This window comes from Aliiglaciecola sp. SL4 (assembly GCF_041538045.1).
Classification (GTDB): domain Bacteria; phylum Pseudomonadota; class Gammaproteobacteria; order Enterobacterales; family Alteromonadaceae; genus Aliiglaciecola.
Map to the genome: position 1 here is coordinate 204,140 of NZ_JBGOSE010000004.1, position 22,444 is coordinate 226,583.

Annotated in this window: 14 protein-coding genes; 11 read left to right on the forward strand and 3 right to left on the reverse strand. The window is 41.7% G+C overall.

The window, feature by feature from the left end; genetic code table 11:
• Nucleotides 1-48: 48 nt before the first annotated feature.
• The 3 genes from AB6T38_RS08020 to AB6T38_RS08030 all read left to right on the forward strand — a co-directional run bounded on the left by AB6T38_RS08020 (nucleotide 49) and on the right by AB6T38_RS08030 (nucleotide 4,524).
• Nucleotides 49-735 (forward strand): response regulator transcription factor, encoded by a 687-nt coding sequence (locus AB6T38_RS08020; RefSeq protein WP_372546939.1) that lies wholly within the window; start codon nucleotides 49-51, stop codon nucleotides 733-735.
• Nucleotides 732-2,036, forward strand: a complete 1,305-nt coding sequence (locus AB6T38_RS08025; protein WP_372546798.1) for a sensor histidine kinase — start codon at nucleotides 732-734, stop codon at nucleotides 2,034-2,036. The genes AB6T38_RS08020 and AB6T38_RS08025 overlap by 4 nt, the downstream gene beginning before the upstream one ends.
• A gap of 91 nt (nucleotides 2,037-2,127) precedes the next feature.
• A complete protein-coding gene (locus AB6T38_RS08030; protein ID WP_372546799.1) occupies nucleotides 2,128-4,524 on the forward strand; it encodes a fatty acid cis/trans isomerase in 2,397 nt (798 codons plus the stop codon).
• A 416-nt stretch (nucleotides 4,525-4,940) separates the two neighbouring features.
• Here the strand turns inward: AB6T38_RS08030 and AB6T38_RS08035 are convergent, their stop codons facing one another.
• Nucleotides 4,941-5,918, reverse strand: coding sequence for a hypothetical protein (locus tag AB6T38_RS08035; protein WP_372546800.1), 978 nt, complete (start codon nucleotides 5,916-5,918; stop codon nucleotides 4,941-4,943).
• Nucleotides 5,919-6,432: 514 nt separating this feature from the next.
• On the opposite strand from AB6T38_RS08035, the gene aldA reads away from it, so the two are divergent.
• Together aldA and AB6T38_RS08045 are read left to right on the forward strand one after the other, a co-directional pair.
• Entirely contained in the window at nucleotides 6,433-7,872 is a 1,440-nt protein-coding gene (gene aldA / locus AB6T38_RS08040) for an aldehyde dehydrogenase (protein WP_372546802.1), read from the forward strand.
• A gap of 64 nt (nucleotides 7,873-7,936) precedes the next feature.
• Nucleotides 7,937-8,335 (forward strand): hypothetical protein, encoded by a 399-nt coding sequence (locus AB6T38_RS08045; RefSeq protein ID WP_372546803.1) that lies wholly within the window; start codon nucleotides 7,937-7,939, stop codon nucleotides 8,333-8,335.
• 94 nt (nucleotides 8,336-8,429) lie between these two features.
• Here AB6T38_RS08045 and AB6T38_RS08050 read toward each other — a convergent pair whose 3' ends face one another.
• Both AB6T38_RS08050 and AB6T38_RS08055 read right to left on the reverse strand, forming a co-directional pair.
• Complete coding sequence (locus tag AB6T38_RS08050; RefSeq protein WP_372546804.1) at nucleotides 8,430-9,638, reverse strand: hypothetical protein; 1,209 nt, start codon at nucleotides 9,636-9,638, stop codon at nucleotides 8,430-8,432.
• Between the two features lie 322 nt (nucleotides 9,639-9,960).
• Nucleotides 9,961-11,946, reverse strand: a complete 1,986-nt coding sequence (locus AB6T38_RS08055) for a sigma-54-dependent Fis family transcriptional regulator (protein WP_372546805.1) — start codon at nucleotides 11,944-11,946, stop codon at nucleotides 9,961-9,963.
• A gap of 368 nt (nucleotides 11,947-12,314) precedes the next feature.
• Here AB6T38_RS08055 and AB6T38_RS08060 point away from each other — a divergent pair, with 368 nt between their 5' ends.
• The 6 genes from AB6T38_RS08060 to AB6T38_RS08085 all read left to right on the forward strand — a co-directional run bounded on the left by AB6T38_RS08060 (nucleotide 12,315) and on the right by AB6T38_RS08085 (nucleotide 22,102).
• Nucleotides 12,315-14,114, forward strand: coding sequence for a PQQ-dependent dehydrogenase, methanol/ethanol family (locus tag AB6T38_RS08060; RefSeq protein WP_372546806.1), 1,800 nt, complete (start codon nucleotides 12,315-12,317; stop codon nucleotides 14,112-14,114).
• Between the two features lie 92 nt (nucleotides 14,115-14,206).
• Nucleotides 14,207-14,875 (forward strand): ubiquinol-cytochrome c reductase iron-sulfur subunit, encoded by a 669-nt coding sequence (locus AB6T38_RS08065; protein WP_372546807.1) that lies wholly within the window; start codon nucleotides 14,207-14,209, stop codon nucleotides 14,873-14,875.
• Nucleotides 14,876-14,943: 68 nt separating this feature from the next.
• Nucleotides 14,944-15,405: a hypothetical protein gene (locus AB6T38_RS08070; RefSeq protein WP_372546808.1), complete on the forward strand. Its 462-nt coding sequence runs from the start codon at nucleotides 14,944-14,946 to the stop codon at nucleotides 15,403-15,405.
• Nucleotides 15,380-18,775 carry an FG-GAP-like repeat-containing protein gene (locus AB6T38_RS08075; protein WP_372546809.1) on the forward strand — a complete coding sequence of 1,132 codons (3,396 nt, stop codon included), beginning with the start codon at nucleotides 15,380-15,382 and terminating at the stop codon, nucleotides 18,773-18,775. The genes AB6T38_RS08070 and AB6T38_RS08075 overlap by 26 nt, the downstream gene beginning before the upstream one ends.
• Before the next feature lie 61 nt (nucleotides 18,776-18,836).
• Nucleotides 18,837-19,982: an alpha-hydroxy acid oxidase gene (locus AB6T38_RS08080; protein ID WP_372546810.1), complete on the forward strand. Its 1,146-nt coding sequence runs from the start codon at nucleotides 18,837-18,839 to the stop codon at nucleotides 19,980-19,982.
• Nucleotides 19,983-20,056: 74 nt separating this feature from the next.
• Nucleotides 20,057-22,102, forward strand: a complete 2,046-nt coding sequence (locus tag AB6T38_RS08085; RefSeq protein WP_372546811.1) for a TonB-dependent receptor — start codon at nucleotides 20,057-20,059, stop codon at nucleotides 22,100-22,102.
• Nucleotides 22,103-22,444: the final 342 nt, after the last annotated feature.

Here is a 22,444-nt window from a genome sequence, read left to right on the forward strand (position 1 = left end):
GGGGATATCTGCAAGTGGTTATTAGGAAAAAGTAGGAAGAGTTAAGCAATCATGAACGTATTGTTAGTTGAAGATGATATCGACCTTGCAACAACCATTGTTGACTATCTTGAAATTGAGTCTATTGAGTGTGATCACGCAAGTAATGGGTTGATGGGATTGAATTTAATCGAAAGTAACCCTTACCAAATGATTATTCTCGATATAAATATGCCCAAAATGGACGGTTTAACCCTATGCAGTACGCTGCGCGAAAAAGGCATGGATATTCCTATTTTAATGTTAACCGCCCGTGATAGTTTAGAAAATAAGTTACAGGGGTTTGAAGCTGGTAGTGATGACTATCTAGTCAAACCCTTTGCCATGAAAGAGCTGGTGGCTAGAGTTCAGGTACTGGCGAAACGCCGTAGCGGTGAAGTTAAAAAATTATCTGCCGGTGATTTAAGTTTGGATGTAACCCAACATAAAGCTAGTTTGAAACAAACTGCCTTGAAGCTATCGCCAATTGCATTTAAGTTATTGGAAGTGTTGGTGCGCGCGTGTCCAAAAACCGTGAGTCGGCAACAACTTATCCAACAAGTATGGGGAGATGAACAACCTGACAGCAACAGCCTCAAGGTACATATTCATCACGTTAGAAAGCAATTAGATGTTGAGCAGAGCAACGTTAAACTGGAGACGGTATCAGGTGTGGGTTTTGCCATTAAAGTGAATCATGAAGGAATACAAGCATGATAAACAGGCCAAGCCTCAAACTACATTTTTTCCTGAGTGTTGTATTGCTTGGCTCTTCCATGGTAATCGGTTTTTCGTTTTTAAGTGTTAACTACTTTGTCGACGGACTCGATCGAAGTTTAAATGGGATTATGCGCGAGATCGCTCAAACCACAGATGTTGAAGATCAGCACCCTAAAATTATAGCCGGTATTCATATTGCCAGTCGCTGGCAGGACACCCCTGAATTAATCCAGCAAAAATTTCCAAATCCCCCCACAGAAGTTGGCCAACTACTAAAGATAAAAGACCAAAGCACTATTTTATCCATGCCTAAAAATCTGTATTACGTGGTGCTGTATCATGATCTAAAAGGGGAAGACCGTTACATATCTAAGGTTTTACTCGAAAGAGATTTTGTTCCACATTATTCAGATATTCATCCGACTAACCGGTTAGTCTGGACACTGATATTGGCAGTTATCGGCATTTTATTATTTGCATTGCTTTTGATTATGATAATGCTAAAAATTACTAAGCCAATTAAATCATTAAAAAATTGGGCAAAGTCTTTAGGTCAGCATAACCTTCAAAACCCGCCACCGGACTTCACCTTTAGCGAACTCAATGAATTGGCTTTTTTGGTGCAAAACAGCTTAACCTCAGCCCACCAAAGCTTAGAACGAGAGCAGCGTTTCTTGAGTTATGCGAGTCATGAGTTGCGAACGCCCATTGCGGTCATTCGAAGTAATGTGGATTTGTTACAACGAATAAATGAAAAAATGCCTGCCAGTGAAAAGCAAAAACAAGTTCTGGAACGCATACAGCGGGCGGGCCTTACAATGACCAATTTAACCGATACTTTTCTCTGGTTGAGTCGAAATGAGGAAATAAAGTTATCCCCGGAACCTGTCAATTTAGGGGAGAAAATTAATCAAGCCTGTTGTGATCTAAATTATTTGCTTAGTGGTAAAGAAATAGACTTAAAAGTGGATACCGATGACTGCGAGGTGAAAGTTGTTGCGGTAGCTTGTCACATTGTTATTAATAACCTGATTCGAAATGCATACCAGCATACGCAACAAGGTGAAGTGCATATCAAGCAACAAGGGAGTCGCGTAATTATTATTAATAGTAATACCGCAACGGATAGTAATGCTTCAGTGGTAGATTCACAAGATGACAAAGTCGCCTTTGGATACGGCTATGGATTAGGCTTGCAATTAAGCGAGAAAATTGTCAGTCATCATGATTGGTTTTATGAAAAAACCAGCACAACAGGCTTTTATCAAGTTACAGTAGATTTTAGTGGTAACAAGTAATTACCCTTAGCTAACAAAACTAAGTTAGTTTAAAATTTCGCTTCTTTTTTACCTTTATCTAGGGCGTGTCTATTAGCCCGATTGGACTAATATGCAATACAAACAGAACAGATGGATAAAGTTGTTCATTGGCGTCATCCTCATATGTTCAGGCTGCGCAACTATAGCAAGCCTAGATTTAAATCGACTTTACGGTGAAGAAGACACCAATAACCGGGCCTATGCAATCGCTGCTCTTGCCACTCCAGAAAGTACAGCGACTCTTTTCTATGAAAATGAAGTTGCCCCAGTTATCAATGCCCGCTGCGTCGTTTGTCATGCCTGTTACGATGCTCCTTGCCAGTTGAAAATGACTCATCCAGATGGCATCGAGCGAGGCGCAAACAAAGAAAGGGTTTATCACGGTTCGCGAATTATTGCCGCGACACCTAATCGTTTGATGATCGATGCACAAAGCTCTAGCGAATGGCGAGAGCGGGACTTTTATCCGGTATTAAACGAGCGTGAACAAACCGCAACGGCTAACACCCAGGCTTCGGTTTTAGCTAAAATGCTAGCCTTAAAAAAGGCCAATCCTTTACCTGATGACAAAGTTTTGGATGAGCGCTTTGATGTGAGTATTGACCGCAGCCAACAATGTCCCACAATCGAAGAGTTTGAAGGTTATGCCCAAAGCCAAGCATTTGGTGGTATGCCTTATGCGTTGCCGGAATTAAGTGATGATGAGCACAATACCTTAATTAGCTGGATCCAGAGCGGTGCGTATATGCCATCTCCGGCACCGATTTCTGCAGCACAACAAAAGGCCGTTGATCAGTTAGAACAGTTTTTGAATGCCGACAGTTTAAAAGTGCAATTGAGTGCCCGTTATATCTACGAACATCTATTTAGCGCTCACCTATTTTTTAGTGAGCTAAGTGAAGCTGATGTGCAACCGCAATTTTATAATCTAGTGCGCTCCCGCACACCTACAGGTCAGCCCGTCGAAATAATAGCCAGTCGTCGCCCATTTGACGATCCAAAGGTGACTAGGGTCTATTACCGTTTATACCCCGTTACCTCAACCATTGTGAATAAAACCCATCAGCCCTATGCCATTAACAAAGCGTTGACCGACAAATGGCAACAGTGGTTTGTGGATGCTGATTACCAAGTGACAGACATGCCCAGTTACCAGCCTGAAGTGGCTGCAAACCCGTTAACAGCTTTTACTCAACTGCCGGTGAATGCGCGCTATCGATTTATGTTAGAGCGAGCGCAAAATACCATTATGGGATATATCAAAGGGCCAGTGTGTCGTGGCCAAGTGGCACTGAATGTAATCAATGATAGATTCTGGGTGTTTTTTGTTAAACCTGAAGTGGCGGCTTCAAGTGAGATCAATACATTTTATGAAACCCAAAAAGATAATTTGCGTCTACCTGCAGAAAAAGAAAGTACCGCTTTTACGGTAACTTGGATTGAGTATGCCTCACGCCAAGGTGATTACATGCGGGCTAGGCAAAACTTCATGAGTGCTGAAATAGACAAGGGCCATCACTTTAACCCTGACGATATTTGGGATGGTGATGGCGAAAATCAAAACGCCACCTTAACGGTGTTTCGCCATTTTGATAATGCCACTGTGATTAAAGGGTTAGTGGGCGAACAGCCGAAAACCGCTTGGGTCATTGACTATGCGTTGTTAGAACGTATTCACTACTTGTTGGTGGCAGGCTTTGATGTCTATGGTAACTATGGCCATCAATTGATGACCCGCTTGTATATGGACTTTTTACGTATGGAAGGTGAAAGCAACTTTTTGGCATTCCTACCGCCAGATAGCCGCCGTAAAGAACTAGCTTCTTGGTACCAAAAATCTAGTCCTGAGCTCACCTCTTTTTTCGAAGGCAAAGTGAGTATTTTTGATCAACCAAGTGGCATGGAATTTAAAACCAAAAATCACAAACAAGAGTTATTTGATATCTTCACTCAACACGTCGAGAAAGTTTTGCCCGAGCGCTACCAGGTTAGGGACAGTCATTTAACAACTAATTCTAAGGCGTTGCTGGCTCAACTAGGCAAGATTAAAGGGACCAGCGCTTCTATCTTACCTGAGTTAACCATGATTATGGTTAAACCTAAAGATGGTAAGAAAGAGGAAATATTCACCCTAGTGCGCAACAGTGCGCATTTTAACGTGAATAGTTTATTTTCCGAAAATGCGAACCGTGATCCAAAAAATGATAACGTGACGTTAGTGCATGGGTTGTTGGGAAGTTATCCCGACGCATTTTGGCGGGTCAAAGAAACTGAGTTAGCAAGGATGGTTGCTTTGGCTCAACAAATCAAAACAGAGCAAGATTACGCTAGTTTTCTTGACGCTTTTGCCGTGCGACGCACCTCCAAAGACTTTTGGCAATTTAGTGAAAAGCTCAATCAAATATTCATGCAAGATAACCCCATCGAAGCCGGTTGGTTAGACTACAACAGGTTAGAAAACCGTTAAATTCCCCGCTGTAGCACGGGCTTTAGTCCGTGAAAACGATGACCAAACCCCTCGCGGGGCTAAAGCACCCGCCTACAGGTTGGGAATAGGCTATGGAAATAAACCAAACCCAAAAAGGTTGTAGCACGGGCTTCAGCCCGTGGAAACGGTTGCCAAACCCTTCGCGGGGCTAAAGCACCCGCCTACAGGTTGGGAATAGGCCATGGAAATAAACCAAACCCAAAAAGGTTGTAGCACGGGCTTCAGCCCGTGGAAACGGTTGCCAAACCCCTCGCGGGGCTGAAGCACCCGCCTACAGGTTGGGAATAGGCCACGGAAATAAACCAAACCCAAAAAGGTTGTAGCACGGGCTTTAGCCCGTGAAAAGGTTGCCAAACCCCTCACGGGGCTAAAGCACCCGCCTACAGGGTGGTACGTTAAATTTCATCAATTATAGCGCTCACTTTCTGCAAATAAACTTGTTCAGGAATCTTTCCATTTAGATACAACTGTTTGAGCTTTTCTAAACGTACTTCGATGTCTGTTTGCCTTGCTTGGTCAGGTTGACTTGAGCTTGCTTTTTTTTCTGCAGCTTTGAAGGTTAAGTTGCTTTGATTAACATTAGTTTGATTTGTTGTTGTAGGAGTTTGTTGGAGAGTATTTGCGATAGAATTTGTTTGCTGTAAAGGCGTATCTAATGCAATTTTTATCCAGTCTTTTCGTTGGTTAACCTGAGTTACACCATCGGACAACTGGAGTTGCCATGAGTGATCAGCTTCTGAGCTGTAATCGCCATTTGATAATTTAAATCCCTTTAATTCTGAATTGGTGGCAAAGCGTGAGTTATTGACACTATTTCCAGCTCTAATGTACTTTTTTTGAATATCGACCTGAGCTTCTGCCAACAGCAAATACAGATCATTTCCGCTAACATACACAGAACCACTGGAATACAATGTATCGGCGCCTATACCAAGAAACGAAGTGTGCCTATCAGACACTGAAAATATCAATAGTTGATTACCGGAAAGGGATTGTAAGGTGTTAAATAAACCCTCAGATAAAACCTTTACCTCTCGTTCTGTAAAAACTGATTTGACCTCATCACTGCTTACCCAAGAAGATAACAGGCTGTCTGAAGATTTAGGCTCGATGTTAATTTCAGATAAAGCAGAGGCTAATTGGGATTGTGAAATCTGTGCTGCAGGTTGCTTTTTTGTTGGTAAATTTTCAACTTCTTGAATAGCAATATAATCGAGCTTATGCTGCCAAATTGTTTTTTCGAAGCCATGCAGACTGGATGTGTATCCGAATAACATTAGAATTGCTGTAAAACATTGTAAGTTGCTCATAATCATTAGCTGCCAGTCATGCTTAGTTGTTTTAATAGTAGCCTTAGATACAGCAATATACATACCATAGCCTTGATTACAGAGCTTTATATTCCTTTGAAAAAATTAAGGTTAATCTGGATGTGTTGATAGTATTGAGTCTAATGATGCTTTAGTGTGTGTTCATCTTAATAAGATCAGCCATGTTACAACTGTCTTAAAAATCACCAAACTGTATCATCTGCGACACTTGGACATGCAACACTTGATGCTTTTTCTCCTTTATTAAGTTCGCTCAAGTCTGCATAGCTTTTGCCATTTTTATCCCATTAAAATAAAAAAACACTTTTATAACATTGGCTTAACAATAAAGTGGCGATAGTTATAACAGCTGGTGTGACGCTTGCACTAAGTCTTAAGTGTTGTTTTTTTACCTGGTCATATTACAAAGCTAAAAGGTTGCCTGGTAATCAACAATCATTCTGTTTAAACGGATTAGAGTATTCCGAGCCGATACAGTCCTTGAAAGGAGTCTCATGAAGACACGGCGCAATGATTTATAAACGACTTGAAATTAAAACGTGGGAGTAATTCAAGCATGTCTGATATACCAGTTTATCGTAATTATATTAATGGTGAGTTTAGCGCTGAGCCAACATCCACCATTGAGGTGTTCAACCCTGCAAATGGCCGTTTGTTGTCTAAGGTTCCTAATTCTTCAGCTGAGGAAGTTGAACAAGCTATTCATGCTGCGCGAAAAGCCCAGTCTTCATGGGCTCAAAAGCCGGCTATAGAACGCGCAGGTTTTTTAAAGAAAATCGCCGATAAGGTAAGGCAGAATGCTGAAAGGCTGGCTACTGTCATCGTAAAAGAGCAGGGAAAAACAAAAGAGTTAGCAAACGTAGAAGTTAATTTTACTGCTGATTATATTGATTATATGGCTGAGTGGGCACGTCGAATTGAAGGTGAGGTGGTCACTAGTGATAGACCCGGAGAAAACATCTTTGTTTTTAGAAAACCATTGGGTGTTGTGGCCGGTATTTTACCTTGGAATTTTCCTTTTTTCCTAATTGCTCGAAAAATGGCGCCAGCACTCATTACCGGTAATACAATTGTCGTTAAACCTAGTGAAGAGACGCCAAACAATTGCTTTGAGTTCGCTAAGCTTGTTGCCGAAACAGATTTACCTCCAGGTGTATTTAATGTTGTCTGTGGCACAGGACATGAAGTGGGGAATGCTCTTTCTACAAGCCCTAAAATTGATATGATCAGCTTTACTGGGAGTGTCGAAACGGGCTCTAGAATTATGTCAGCCGCAGCGCCTAATGTAACCAAGCTTAATTTGGAGTTAGGTGGAAAAGCTCCAGCAATTGTTTTGGCTGATGCTGATTTAGACCTTGCAGCGCAAGCGATTAAAGATTCCAGAGTCATTAACTCAGGACAAGTTTGTAATTGCGCTGAACGCGTCTATGTTCAGGCTTCTGTGGCTGAAGAGTTTATCGCAAAACTAAGCCAAGCTATGTCCGCCACAAGATACGGTGACCCTATGGCCCAGTCTGATATTGATATGGGACCATTGGTAAATAAAGTAGGTTTGGATAAAGTTGCAAAAATGGTTGAGTTTGCCAAGAAGCAAGGAGCTGAAGTGGTGACTGGAGGCCAAGTTGCTGATTTAGGTCAAGGTTTTCATTATCAACCGACGGTTTTAACTGGCTGTAATAGTGACATGGAAATCATGCAAAAAGAGATTTTTGGTGCTGTGTTACCGGTTCAAATTGTTGCCGATTTAGATGAGGCCATTGGTTATGCAAATGCTTCTGAATATGGACTAACATCCTCTGTATATACACAAAATCTAAGTCTCGCTATGAATGCGGTCAGAGGTTTAGATTACGGAGAAACCTATATTAACCGTGAAAACTTTGAAGCGATGCAAGGGTTTCATGCTGGAGCACGTAAATCAGGTGTTGGAGGAGCCGACGGTAGACATGGATTATATGAGTATATGCGCACTCAAGTGGCCTATATTCAGTCTTAATCTTATTAAGTGGGTCTCGTTTGACGAGACTCACTAAATTAAGGTCAAAGTGGAATGGAATTTCATGGAAAGATTAAAACGAAAACTTAAGAATCGAGGTGTTCATGTTGTTGAATGCAGTAAGGAAACTTACCAGAATAAGAGCGCAGCATTAGAAAGAAAAACAGGCTTTAATAGTAGCGATGAGTTTACAATCTGTGATGAGTTTGCGAGCTTTAGTGCTATCTTAGCTGTTGATGAAAGTGCAATGTTTTACCTTGATAGAAAAACCTTCAATGATTTAGCTTTATTACCAGAAGGACATCCCACGACTATATCCATTTATGAAAATAATATTTTTGAAAGTATCGAAATAGCTTCATTTTTTATACAAAATAGCATTCCTAAAAACCAGTTACCGCTACGCAATATTAATCCCGCAGAACTATCTAATTTGTATCGTGTTTATATAGTAAAAAACTAACTCTGAATTTGGCTTTTTGCTTAATAAAAAGGGCATATTAGGTATGCCCTTGTAATTGATTATTTAATTATTCTTCGGCTATAGCCAACACCATTTAGAATGTTACTGAAGCTTCAGCAATTATACCGTCCCACTCAGCGCCGCCAGCAGCACCAAACTCGGTAGCTCCACCGCCAGAGAATTGCTCTTCTTCTTGTTTCACATATTCAATTTTAAATAAGGTTGAGTCATTCATCCACCAACCGGCACCAACCTGCAACCTTGTTGCATCATTTTCCGTTTCAATTCCTTCACTATCGTTTGTAGATTCTTGATAGCGCACCGCTATGTAGGCACTAGCGGTTAGATCATATTTACCTTCAATTGACCAGAATGCCATTTCCGATTCTTGTTCGATATAGTTGGTCTGCAAGCTGCCTTGACCATCTGCCCAACTGAAATCGTCGGTGGCTTTACCGTATAACCCATGGATCATGAAGTTATCCGTTTTGTATTGAATATCAGCTTGCCAGATGAAGGCATCGACACCGGGTATTATTAATGTGTGAGTACCTCTAGCACTTACTGGCGTGTTGGCGAACTGATAGTTATCGCCATCACCTAAACCTATTGCGGAACCAAATGCTTTACCTGTTACCGCATCCATATCATGATTGGTTTTGAAGGTACCCGCACCGAAAGAAAGTCCGCTCTTGAAATTCAACGTCCCTCTTAAACCATAGTTATAACCACGACCGTCACTGAAATCAGCAAAGAAGTCAGGTGTAGAAATAACTGCATCCCAGGTGATGTTTGTGTCGTTTGAGACATCATGAACACCGTAAACCCAAACACCTTCTTCAGCGGTGATCATGTCAACTAACCCATTTCCTACAAATGGGTTAGCTTGTACCGCGGCACCATCTGAATATCTTAAGAATGTCTGAGTTGTGGAAATGAGATTACCTAAACGCAAGCCCATGGTATCGCTCATATCAAATTGAATCCAAGCCAAATCTTGCGAGATAGCCGCACTGCCGTTATTCCAATCATTTGGTTCTTCTGCAAGCTCGGCAAATATCGACACTTTTTCGGAAACCTGCGCGTTAACGTTCAATGCAAAGCGCAAACGATGGAAGCCAGAGTCAGATTCCGCATCTGCTGGATTTACCGCGGCTCCATCAACTTCCATTCCTGTCTGCCAAGACTGCATAACGGCACCGCTAAATTGAATTTTACTTGTATCAGCAGCGAAGGCTTGGCTAGCTAATAAAGAGGTCAGAATCGCTGATGCGACTTTTAATTTTTTAAATTTAATTTTCATGATTATTTTCCCATTGTATTGTGGCCTGTGAACGGTTAGCCATCGACTATTTCGCAATTCGCATGCCATGCTTTTTACATTTCAGTAACAAAATAAATGCAATAAAAACAATGGGTTGTTTTTTCTATAAAAACTAAAAGTGATGCTTATGTCGCAATGTTGCATTAGCTATGCGACAACTGAATGATACCTGTGATAAACATGCTAAGAGCGGATTTGAGGGAGCAAAAAAAAGCCAACGCAAGACGCATTAGCTTTTTTGAAAGGGACTAAATTAGATCAATTAAGCCGTGCAATAAGACAGTATTTTATAGTTCGTTTGCTAGTAAATTTCGTTAGGTTGAACGATGTTATATTTGCGCATTTTTCGATATACAGTGGAGCGGCAAATATTCAGTTCTTCAGACACTTGGGTGATATTCCAGCGATACTTTTTAAGTGTTTCCAATAAGTGGAGTCCTTCTTGATTTCCGACATAATTTGAAAGCGTTTTATTTTGTTCCGCTGACTCTTTAACCGGCTCTTTCTTTTCAATTTGTACGTTGGTACTTACTATATCTTTTGGCAGGCAATCTAAATCGATTTTGTTATCTTCAGATAAGGCTTCAGCGAACTTTAGAGCGCTGACTAACTGACGGATATTTCCAGGCCAATGATAACTGTGCAAAACATTCCGTGCCTGCTCTGAAACTTGGATTTCTTGCTCAGAGTTTAGATTGTTCAAAAGGTAACTAATTATAAAATCCTTGTCTTTTCTGTCTCTTAAGTTTGGTAATTCGATAGACATACCATTCAATCGATAATAAAAATCTTCTCGAAACAGTTTTTGACTAATTAGTTCCTGTAAATTTTGATGGGTAGCCGAGATGACCTGAATATCAATGTGAGTGGGCTCTGATGCACCGAGTGGGATAGTTTCTCGTTCAGCTAAAACTCGTAATAAGCGAGTTTGCAGTTGAATCGGCATATCTCCAATTTCGTCTAAGAAAATTGTACCTCCGTGGGCTAATTCCAATTTACCTTTCATACCTTTCTTGTTCGCACCGGTAAAAGTGCCACTGCGATAACCGAACAATTCACTTTCAATTAGAGATTCAGGAATGGCTGCACAATTTAGCGCAATGAAAGGACCGTCAGCACGGTCGCTGGCTCGATGAATTGCCCGGGCAAAAGCTTCTTTACCAGTACCCGTTTCACCGGTAATTAGAAATGGAATATCTTTATTGATAACCCGCATTATTTGTTTGATTTGCGACTGAGCCACGGCATCTTCACCTGCTAGTTGTTGCAAGCTAGGGTGAGCGTTCATGGCTACGCTTTCCGCAGGTTTACGTTCTGCAACAGCGTGTACACTGTTCAATTTATTTGATGGAACTCGTAAGCCGATTTCTATTTCTTCGAGCATTTTAGGAGAAAAGGAGCGGACGACTACTCCTCCACCTTTACTTTTGCTCAGGAGTTCATCGATAGATTGTCCAACGATATCCTCTATTTGACTACCAGGCAGTTGTTGGTCAGCTTGCAGTAGAGCATCATATTCAGTAAAAGCTGAGCGATTAGCGCCAACAATAATCCCTCGTTCATTAACTGCTAACAACTGCTCCTGAATAAGATCTGCAAAGCTCTCTGTTGGCCTTATACTCATGGTGATTTGATTTCGATAAGCCTGTCGAAAATAACTATTTTCAATCATTCTTCCGTACATCATTACCATTTGTAAGGTAAGAAATTGGTTTTCTTTGTTTTTCGAGGCACCTAAACAAGAGGCATTTAAACACCCCCTCAATTCACCCATTGGATCAAAAATAGGTGTCACAGAGCAACTTAATTGGCTTTGTTCGGCGAAAAAATGTTCGTGTTGATGAACAATAATTGATTCTTTTTCGGCTAAACAAGTGCCAATTCCATTCGTTCCCACTTGTTTTTCTGACCATCCAGCTCCGATTCGCAGTCCAGATTTCTGACATTTCTCTCGCATACTACTGGGAATTTTCGCGTCTAAAGTGAGGCCTGTTTCATCTGTTAAAACTACAGAAAATCCGGCATTGGAAATCCGTTTTGAGAGACCCGTAACACCATGTTTTGCGATATCCAAAAACTCTTCTTGTCGTTGCAATTGTTGTTGCATTTCAGTACTAGAAAGAATCTCCACTTCCTTTTGTTTATATGGGTCCAGGCCATATTTAAGGATACTTCTCTGCCAGGAATTTACGATTTTTTCGCTTGGACTAATATCTCGGATTTGGAAATTTCCGGTCATAAAAGCGATGACATCATTAGTTGATCTGAGCTGAGGTGTTTGTCTCATTTTATCCGTTCTCCAACACTACTAAATTCCCAGAATAAAAAGTAAAACGATACTCTTTTTGCCCTAGTTATTTGAGCCTGTTTTTTACCAGTCTTTTCACCATAACACTGAACTTTTAAATTTTTAACAACTTTTTGACAAATGTTTGAGAAGTTTATTATATGCAGAGTTTAGGTGTCTCATTTTCGCATTTGTGCTGCAACACCTGTGTACTATTTAAAAATAGTGTTTTTAAAACGTTAAAAGTGAAAAATGAAAAATCATTATTATTCAGTGGGTTAGGAAAATTACTGGTTCGATATGTTATTGGCATGTTAATTGATTTGTAAGTTCGCCAATCAAAAAATCAAACAGGGGCACGGATAATAATGAAATCTTTAGTATTTAAAATGAAATATCTTAGTTGTTGCATTGGCGCTGTCGGACTGATATCCGCTTATTCAGTATCAGCAGCGAATTTGACAACGCTTAACAAAAAAATTGAAAACTACAAACCGGTTACGCACAAACGATTAGTTGAAGCAGCACCCCAAGACTGGTTGTTGCCTAAAGGTAATTACGAAGGCTGGATGTACAGTAAGCTAAAAGAAATAAACTCTAAAAACGTCAGTAAGCTTAAACCGGTTTGGACTTATTCTACGAACTTGGATTCTGGTCATGAAGCACCTGCACAAGTTAACAATGGCGTTATGTTTGTATCTACGCCTTACAACAACGTACTTGCGTTAAACGCCAAAACTGGGCAACTGTATTGGCGTTATAAGCATGATAATCCGTATGATTTAAGTGTTATGCATAATACTAGCCGTGGTGTAGCGTTGTGGGGTGATAAAGTTTATGTTGCTGGCTTAGATGGAACTTTAAACGCGTTGGATGCAGCAACCGGAGAGCGCTTGTGTCAAAGCCAAATTGGCGATTGGAGCATAGGTGCATACATCACGTCAGCTCCCACTCCAGTGAAAGGTAAAATTTTAGTTGGTCCTTCAGGCGGCGAATATGGTGTACGTGGCTTCCTTGAAGCTATGGATGCAGAAACCTGCGAAACTGCTTGGAAAACTTACAGCGTACCTGGCCCCGGTGAGGCTGGTCATGAAACCTGGAAGAAAGAAGGTAAACGCCCTGATGCATGGAAATATGGTGGCGGCAGTATGTGGATGCCAGGCAACTATGACTCTGATGAAGATATTCTTTATTGGGGTGTAGGTAACGGTTCGCCTTGGTTGGGTGATCAACGTCCAGGTGACAACTTGTATGTTGCATCTTCTATCGCGATGGATCCTGACACGGGCAAAATTAAAGGGCACTACCAGTACCACTATAACGACTCTTGGGACTGGGCTGCGATGAACGCACCTATGCTAATTGACGGCCTTAAAGACGGTCGCAAAAAGGTTAAAGGTTTAGTTTCTCCGCAACGTAACGGTTACATGTATTGGTTAGAAAGAGATGGTAAAGGCAAGATTGAATATCTCGAAGGTAAACCTTTCGTAGCGAACAATGCGTTTAAATCTTTGGATCCTAAAACGGGTCGTCCAACCTATGACTACGACCACGTGCCGGTTACTGGCAAACGAGTTTCTTACTGCCCAAGTCTTTGGGGTGGAAAAAACTGGCCTTACGAATCATACAACCCTGATACTGGGATGATGTATGTCCCCGCAAACGACAACATTTGTAATTCCTTCGAAGGTAAATTCCAAGATGATGTTGAACCTGCTTCAGGTCAATTCTGGGCTGGTATCGATATTCCTGACTTAGATGTGTACTTAGCTGATCAAAACAAAGGTGTTGGCCAGATGCAAGCTTGGGACGTGAACAAGCGCGAAAAAGTATGGCAGCACGATTACGGCAAAACTATGAACTGGGGTCCTGTTCTATCTACAGCTGGCAACATTGTATTTAGTGCCGGTACCAATGATCGCATGTTGCGAGCATTCGATGCCAAAACTGGCGAAGTACTTTGGGAATTCCCTCTGAACTCAACCGCTATTGCACCACCTGTCGCTTATGAAGTAGACGGTAAGCAATACATAGCTATAACCGCTGGCTACGGTGTTGATCCTCATTGGACCAATGGTGTTTTGGCAGCAAAAGACGAAAGTGGTGAGTGGATATCAGATGTGCCTGAAGGTGGCGTTATTTGGGTATTCGCTTTACCTGACGCTTAAAAAGCTATAAGGGGAGGCGAGTGTCTCCCCTGACTTTCATAAACCAATAAAATAAAAAGTCTATTTAGCCTGCTGAAGTTCGAGGTGTAGCAATGAAACAAAAAATAAATAATAAGCATGATGATATCGAGCAAGAAGCATGCTGCGGTTGTGCCCAAACCAATCAAAATCACATTACAGATAGCAAGAGACGCAATTTGCTGAAATATCTTGCTTTAGCGATACCGGCAGTGAACTGTTTTACTGGCAATACAGCATTAGCTGCAATCAAGAAAAAATCGCCAGAAAGTAAATTGCCGCCACAAGTGGGTGATCGTTTTACTTATTTTAGTAAGCGTTTACAGGGACCTTTAATTAAAATATCTGATCTCGCCAAATCGGATAAGCAAGTGCTAGTGGTGCCTGTCGATCCAAAAACCGGGGAAGTTCGGGATGGCTCTCGTTACAACCAAATTCTGATTCAAAAACTTTCTAAAGAATCGCTATCCACAGAAACACAGCAAATGTCTGCCGACGGCATAGTTGCTTACTCCGCCATATGTACTCACGCAGGCTGCCCAGTGACTGGTTGGGTAAAAGAGGAAGAAAACTATATGTGCCCTTGCCATCAGTCAGTTTTTAATCCCAAAGAAGGCGGTGGAGTAGTGTCTGGTCCTGCCCCAAGAAAATTACCTGCCTTGGCATTAACCGCTGAAAACGATGAACTCGTAGTTGCCGCAGAGTTTAATAGTTGGATTGGATTTGGTAAGCCACGTCGGTAAACAGGTTAATTCAAATTAATTGGTAGTGAGTCAAATACTACTTAATCGATAACCAAAGAGAGTGAATTATGAAAAAAGTCAGTATTAGTTTAATTGTTATTTCGCAAATGCTTTTGGGACTTACTGTATCTACAACTGTGTCAGCCGCAGCGAAGCCCATCACCGGAGTGAATTGTAATGGTGGTTTTTTCGTAAGAACACCTGATAAACACATTCATTGGATTGATGAAGAAACCGAAGAACATGTTCAGGTTTACGATAAAAGTGATGACATTTATGCCATGGCTCAATGTGGTACAGGTGTGGTGACGGTTTTTGAAAAGCAAATTGATGGTGAGCAGCAATATAATGCGATCTACAGTCCAAATTGCATGAACATTGGCAGTGAAAAAGGTTTGTCGTCACATATTTATCAAGGTAAAGAAAAGATAAATAAGATTGACGCAAAGGACGGAAAGCTCGAAATTCGTTTTGTTAATAACACTTACCTGCGCGGTGAGACCTGTGCGTCAGTTAGTGCAGGAAAATAAAGTGTTAGCGCGCGCTTTTGGGCACGTTGCAGTGGTGAAGCAGTTATTCTGCTTTGCTACTGCTTTTTTGTTTTTAATCAGCTGTAGTGGCACTAAAAGTTCGACTCACGCAACAATAGACGCTGATCGAGTGATGCTCAGAGCAGTGCTGGATAAGCTAGAACAAACTTATCCTCTTTTACCCAGCGTCGATGAAAAACCAATATCATCCCCGCTTTTTAGGTTGGGCAAAGAATTATTTTTTAGCCGTTCGTTAAGTGGCAATAAAGATGTTGCCTGTGCTAGTTGTCATCATCCGTACTTAGCGGGCGGAGATAAACTTAGCTTGCCAGTTGGCGAATCAGCTTATGAACCCGAGTTGCTTGGTCCCGGTCGTTGGCATGATTGGCAGTCTTCTGCTGATCCTAATGCTGATGGTGCACCAAATGTTCCGCGTCACGCACAAAGCACTTTTAATTCATCATTATACAATCGTGCAATGTTTTACGATGGTCGTGTTTTTGTTTTAGATGAAGATTCTAAGAATGGCGGAAAGGGCCAAAACCATCGCACACCTGATAGTAATTTATGGTTAGGTGATATTGCTGCAGGCAATGATTTGCTGGCCAGTCAGACCCGTTTTCCTGTCGTCTCAAATGACGAAATGCGCGGCTATAGTTTTGCCACTGCACAAACTCATGAAGGCATACGTGACGCACTTGTAGCAAGAATGAAACAACATGATAAAAATCAGTCATGGTTAAAATTGTTTCGTGCCGCATTTGGTGAACCTGATGCGAATGCTGAAACATTGATAAATTTTAGCAATATTGAAAAAGCCATTTCTTATTATCAATCGACCCAAGTGTTAATTGATAATGATTGGTATGCCTATATCAAAGGCGATGAAGATGCACTAACAGATTTGCAAGTTGAAGGTGCGTTACTATTCTTCAACCAGTCACAACAAGGCGGTGCTGACTGTGTTGCTTGTCACACCCCGCCAATTTTTTCTGATGAACAATTCCATAATATCGCTGTTCCCCAATTTGGTAAGGGCAAGCAGCCCAATGGAGAAGACTTTGGGCGTAGAGGGGTCACTCAAAAAGACCAGGATAGATTCGCGTTTCGGACACCCACTTTACTGAACGTGACAGCTACTGCTCCTTATACACACTCGGGGGCATTTACCCAATTGCAGGACGTTATTGCTCATCATATCGATCCTGTTAAATCCATTAAAAGTTACGATTTTAGTTTTGCCAATAACCCTCAAATGCAGTATGTCAGTGAATTAAATCCGCAGGCCGAAGCGCATTCCCAAAAGCCCCTTCAATTTTTATTAGAACAACAACAGCAAGGGCTGAGTAAACTGCCTAGTAATGTGAATATTAATAGCCATCAAAGGGATGCTATTGCTGCTTTTCTCAGTGCGTTAACTGACCCATGTTTAAATAATCAAGAATGCCTAGCGGTTTGGGTGCCAAATGAAAATGAAGTAGCACCTGACTCATTGCGTTTAAATGCAAAAATTGGCGAGTTTGCTCCTCCTCCTAAACCTTTGGCTAGTCTGAGCAAAACTTTAATCAATGATACCCGTAGTAAGGTCAAAGCTTCAGGTCGCATAAAAGCCATCGTGCTTAAATCCAATTTATTTGGTTGCGAAATCGCAAAGGTAGACGAGATTAAAAATACACCACATAAATTCCAAGAAGTGGCTTTAACATCAGGGTTAACCAAGCGACACCACATTACTTGGCCACTTTATAATTTACAATCTGCACAACGCCTAATTTTTAGCGGTGGTGTTGCCGCAGGCGATGTTGACGGGGATTGTTGGCCAGATATTTTTCAACCTACCGGAGATGGTTCGGCAGACGTTTTATACCGAAACAACCGAGATGGCAGTTTTACTGACATATCCAAACAGTGGGGAATTACCTCTAAAGAATTATCGAATGGCGTCGCCATGGTCGATATTGATGGGGATAACGATTTAGATATTATTATCTCGAATTTGGTTCACCCTAATTTGTCTTCTATATCAGGTGAGTTAAAAGGTAATCAACATAGCCAGAATCCCACGTTATACATTAATCATAACAACCAAAAATTTATACCGATTAAAAACTCAGGTATTGCTGCGCAGTTAACCAGTTGGTCATTTGCGTTTGCCGATTATGATTTGGATGGTGATTTAGATGCACTAACAACTCACTGGCGAGGTCCTGGGTTGGGTGGTAAGCAGCCCAATCATTTGTGGGAAAATGTTAGCACCGACACTACTTTGGAATTTGTTGCTGCGGATAAAAAAGCGCATTTAATGGAAATGATTGGCAGCACTGATTTTACCTTTACCGGTACCTTCTCTGATATTGATGAAGATGGATATCCAGATCTGTTGATGGCAGCTGATTTTGAAACTAGTCAGGTGTATAAAAATACTGGTAATGGTCACTTTGAAAATACCACTCATTTATCACAGATTACCGATAAAAACGGTATGGGTAGTGCTGTAGCTGATTATGATAATGATGGCGATCTGGATTGGTTTGTCAGCAGTGTATCTGATCCTAACGGTAAAGCTGAAGGAAACTGGGGAGTAGAAGGAAACCGTCTGTACAACAATATTGATGGACAATTTATTGATGTGACGGACGAAGCTGGGGTTGCCGAAGGCTTGTGGGCTTGGGGTGCTTGCTTTGCCGATTTTAACAATGACCAATGGCTCGATATCTTTCACGTAAATGGCTTCGATTTGGATAGTGAGTTACGCAAACACTTGGGTAGCCCCTATGCCTATATGAAGTTAAAACGCTCGATGCGGGAATTTGAAAACACCCCTAGTCGTCTATTTATGTCTAACCAAGACGGTAGTTTTAGCGAACAAAGTGCAGAGCTGGGCATTACCGATAGGCTCTCTGGGAGAGGTGTTGTTTGCTTCGATTACGACCGAGATGGTGATGTGGATATTCTTGTTAGCAATCATCAAGACAGGTTGCTGTTATATAAAAACAATGCATCTTCATCTGCAGACAAAGGTTTCATTCATTTGACCCTGCAAGGGTTGGCTAAAAATACTCAAGCCATAGGTGCAAAAGTTTATGTCACTGCAAATGGTATTACCCAACTACAAGAAGTTCGTTCTGGCGGAAGCTTTATCTCTAGCTCCCCATCTGAATTACATTTTGGTTTAGCCGGTGCTGATATTGTTAATGAGATTCGTATTGTTTGGCCTGGGGCTGAGCAGTTTGAAAGTATTCATCGTAATATTTCGATTAATCAGTTTTATACCATTAAACAAACCGAAGAGCCTGAAGGTGACATCAGTGACTCAGCTCTTAGAGCAATGACAGTATCGTTAAAAAATGTAGATGACATCAGTGAGTAAATCATTACAAAGCTCAAAAATTTGTTATTTAAACCTTAGCTTCAATATAGGAAAAAAGTGAATGAGATTAAGTCAGTGTCATAATTTTCACGACTTTAGAAAACTTGCAAAAAAACGTTTACCTAGCCCCATTTTTGATTACATCGATGGTGGTGCTGATGATGAGGTAACTATGCAACGTAATACTCAAGCGTTTAATCAATGTGACCTTATTCCGAGTGTCTTATCAGGGGTTCAAGAAATCGACATGTCTGTTGAGGTGATGGGCACCAAATTACCTATGCCTGTCTATTGCTCGCCAACGGCGTTGCAACGCCTGTTTCATCATCAAGGTGAACGCGCCGTTGCCGCCGCCGCTGATAAATTTGGAACTCTTTTCGGTGTTTCTTCTCTTGGTACGGTCAGTATGGAAGAGATCGCTGAAAAATTCAGCGCACCGCAAGTTTATCAATTCTACTTTCACAGAGATCGAGGCTTAAACCAGGCGATGATGGAGCGTGCGAAACAGGCCAATATCAAAATCATGATGTTGACGGTCGATTCTATCACTGGTGGAAATCGTGAAAGAGATTTGCGTACTGGCTTTTCTATTCCCTTTAGATTGAATTTAAAAGGGCTTTGGGAGTTTGCATCCAAGCCTATGTGGGGAATCAACTATGTTACCCATGAAAAATTTTCGTTACCGCAATTAGAGGCGCATATCGATATGAGAGGTGGTGCCAGTTCCATAGGTGGTTACTTTACTGAAATGCTTGATCCTTCAATGAATTGGCAAGATGTCGAGCAAATGGTGGCGTTTTGGGGAGGCGAGTTTTGCCTTAAAGGAATTATGAATGTAGAAGATGCTCGCAAGGCAGTAGATATTGGTTGTACTGGCATAGTGGTATCGAATCATGGTGGTAGGCAGCTTGACGGTTCTAGAAGTTCTTTTGATCACCTAGCGGAAATTGTTGACGCAGTGGGAGATAAAATTGATGTGCTGTTTGATAGTGGAGTTCAAAGAGGAACCCATGTATTGAAGGCCCTTTCTCTTGGTGCTAAAGCCGTTGGTATCGGACGGATGTATCTGTATGGGTTGGCAGCAGCGGGACAGCCTGGTGTTGAACGAGCCCTTAGTTTAATGCGCACTGAAATTGAAAGAGATATGCGTTTGATGGGCTGTAAAAACATTCAACAATTGAGCACCAATAACCTGCGTTTCAGATAGGGTTTTGGTTTCCACAGTGGTTAGAAATTTGGTCCACTAAAGACATTTAGGCACAAACAAAACAAGGTGAAAAAATGAATTGTCAGAAGTTTAAGATTATTTGGTGCAGTATTTTCACTATGGCTGGGAGTGGAGTATCTGCTGTCAGTTTGGCTGATTCATTAGCTATAGATGAACGAATTACGGTAACCTCAACTCGTCAACCCCTTGCGATTATGCAAGCCGATAGTAGCGTAAGTATTATTGATTCAATTGAGATTGAAGAAGTTGGTCATCAGCATATCAATCAGTTATTTAATACTGTACCTGGAGGCTGGATAAGCCGAGGAAATGGTCAAGAGCACTTAACCGCTATTCGTTCCCCTGTTTTTACCGGTGCTGGTGGTTGTGGAGCATTTTTATTTGCTCAAGACGGTATTTCCTTGAGGGCTCCCGGATTTTGTAACGCTAATCAATTGTTCGATGTGAACTCTGAACAAGCTAGCAGAGTGGAAGTGGTTAGAGGCCCTAACAGTGTTTTTTACGGCTCGAATGCAGTTCATGGGTTGATTAACGTTATTAGTGCTGATGTTGAGAATGTACAAAATACAGTTTCTGCTGACGTAGGCGGATATGGTTTTAATCGACTCAAAGGTACCTTTAGTCAGGGTACTGAAGAGGCTGGTTTTGCCTTGCTAGGGAATATCACTGACGATAACGGCTATCAAAACGACAGTGGCTTCAATCAGCAAAAAATTGATCTGATTCATCAGCAATCTGTAGGTCGGTGGGAGGTTAAAAACGTCCTTAGTTATGCCAACTTAAACCAAGAGACGGCGGGCTTCATTGAGGGTGAGTTGAGTTACAAAGACGATGCTATGCGACGTATGAATCTGAATCCAGAAGCCTTTCGAGAGTCTAAGAGTTTTCGAGCTCATAGTCAGTGGCAAACAGAACTAGAACAAGGCGTTTTTAAACTAACCCCTTACGTTCGTTGGACTGATATGCGTTTTTTACAACATTATTTACCTTGGCAAGCACTTGAAGAGAACAGTCAACAAAGTGTTGGTGTTCAGGGGCAATATGAAAAACACTTTAACGATGTGGAATTCATTTCAGGAATTGACATTGATCTTACCAATGGTGAGCTAACAGAGTCTCAAGCAGAAGACTTTTCGGCGACAATTCCCAAAGGTGTTCACTATGATTATGATGTGGACGCGACACTTATTTCGCCTTTTGTGCATACAAGGTGGAGTATTACAGAAAATACCCAACTAAGTGTTGGTGCGCGCTTCGATATGACGAAGTATGACTACGATAATCACCTAAGCGATGGTGATGTATGTGAGGAGGGGGTTGAAAATTGTCGTTTTACTCGTCCCTCTGATCAAAATGTAGACTTTGAACAGTGGTCTTGGCGTGTAGGTGTATTACATTCAATTACACCTAATCAAATCATTTTTTCTAATTTAAGCAGCGGGTTTAGAGCTCCGCAAGCCGGCGAACTATTTCGATTACAAAGTGGTCAACAACTTGCGAACTTAGAAGCGGAGGAAGTGCTTTCAGTTGAGTTAGGGTGGAAAGCATCGTGGGAAGGGTTTCAGGCAGAAGCCGTTGCTTATCAGATGGAAAAAGAAAATGTGATTTTCCAAGACACCGAAAAACAAAATATCAGTGAAGGCAAAACCATGCATGCGGGACTGGAGTTTAACTTCCGCGCAGCACTGGCTGACAATGTACAGCTTGATGCCAACGTTGGTTGGGGGCGACATACGTATAAATCTGACTTAACTTTGTCGGCTATAAATATTGAAGGGAATTATATTGATACGGCCCCTAAAGTGTTGGCTGGCGCTCGATTGCATTGGCAACCCGTTAACGCTTTTAACTTCCGTCTTGAATGGACCCACATGGATGAATATTATTTAGATCCAGAAAATACGGCCACTTACGCGGGACACGATTTATTTAACCTGCACTCAAGTTGGCAAATGAACGATAACCTGACCTTGTCATTGAAACTCAATAATTTAACTAATCGCGATTATGCAGAACGGGCTGATATTTCATTTGGTAAATACCGCTATTTTGTAGGATTACCTAGAACCTTGTTCGCCAGCATAACCTTCGTTTTATAGCATGGCCTTTAGGCCATGGAGAAAACCAAACCCAAAAAGGTTGTAGCACGGGCTTCAGCCCGTGGAAACGGTTGCCAAACCCTTCGCGGGGCTAAAGCACCCGCCTACAGGTTGGGAATAGGCCATGGAAATAAACCAAACCCAAAAGGGTTGTAGCACGGGCTTTAGCCCGTGGAAACGGTTGCCAAACCCCTCGCGGGGCTGAAGCACCCGCCTACAGGTTGGGAATAGGCCATGGAAATAAACCAAACCCAAAAAGGTTGTAGCACGGGCTTCAGCCCGTGGAAACGGTACCAAACCCCTCACGGGGCTAAAGCACCCGCCTACAGGTGATGCACAGGT

Coding starts and splice junctions, on each gene's coding strand:
- AB6T38_RS08025 (WP_372546798.1), top strand. CDS start 732: ATGATAAACAGGCCAAGCCTCAAACTACATTTTTTCCTGAGTGTTGTA.
- AB6T38_RS08030 (WP_372546799.1), top strand. CDS start 2,128: ATGCAATACAAACAGAACAGATGGATAAAGTTGTTCATTGGCGTCATC.
- AB6T38_RS08035 (WP_372546800.1), bottom strand. CDS start 5,918: ATGTATATTGCTGTATCTAAGGCTACTATTAAAACAACTAAGCATGAC.
- aldA (WP_372546802.1), top strand. CDS start 6,433: ATGTCTGATATACCAGTTTATCGTAATTATATTAATGGTGAGTTTAGC.
- AB6T38_RS08045 (WP_372546803.1), top strand. CDS start 7,937: ATGGAAAGATTAAAACGAAAACTTAAGAATCGAGGTGTTCATGTTGTT.
- AB6T38_RS08050 (WP_372546804.1), bottom strand. CDS start 9,638: ATGAAAATTAAATTTAAAAAATTAAAAGTCGCATCAGCGATTCTGACC.
- AB6T38_RS08055 (WP_372546805.1), bottom strand. CDS start 11,946: ATGAGACAAACACCTCAGCTCAGATCAACTAATGATGTCATCGCTTTT.
- AB6T38_RS08060 (WP_372546806.1), top strand. CDS start 12,315: ATGAAATCTTTAGTATTTAAAATGAAATATCTTAGTTGTTGCATTGGC.
- AB6T38_RS08065 (WP_372546807.1), top strand. CDS start 14,207: ATGAAACAAAAAATAAATAATAAGCATGATGATATCGAGCAAGAAGCA.
- AB6T38_RS08070 (WP_372546808.1), top strand. CDS start 14,944: ATGAAAAAAGTCAGTATTAGTTTAATTGTTATTTCGCAAATGCTTTTG.
- AB6T38_RS08080 (WP_372546810.1), top strand. CDS start 18,837: ATGAGATTAAGTCAGTGTCATAATTTTCACGACTTTAGAAAACTTGCA.
- AB6T38_RS08085 (WP_372546811.1), top strand. CDS start 20,057: ATGAATTGTCAGAAGTTTAAGATTATTTGGTGCAGTATTTTCACTATG.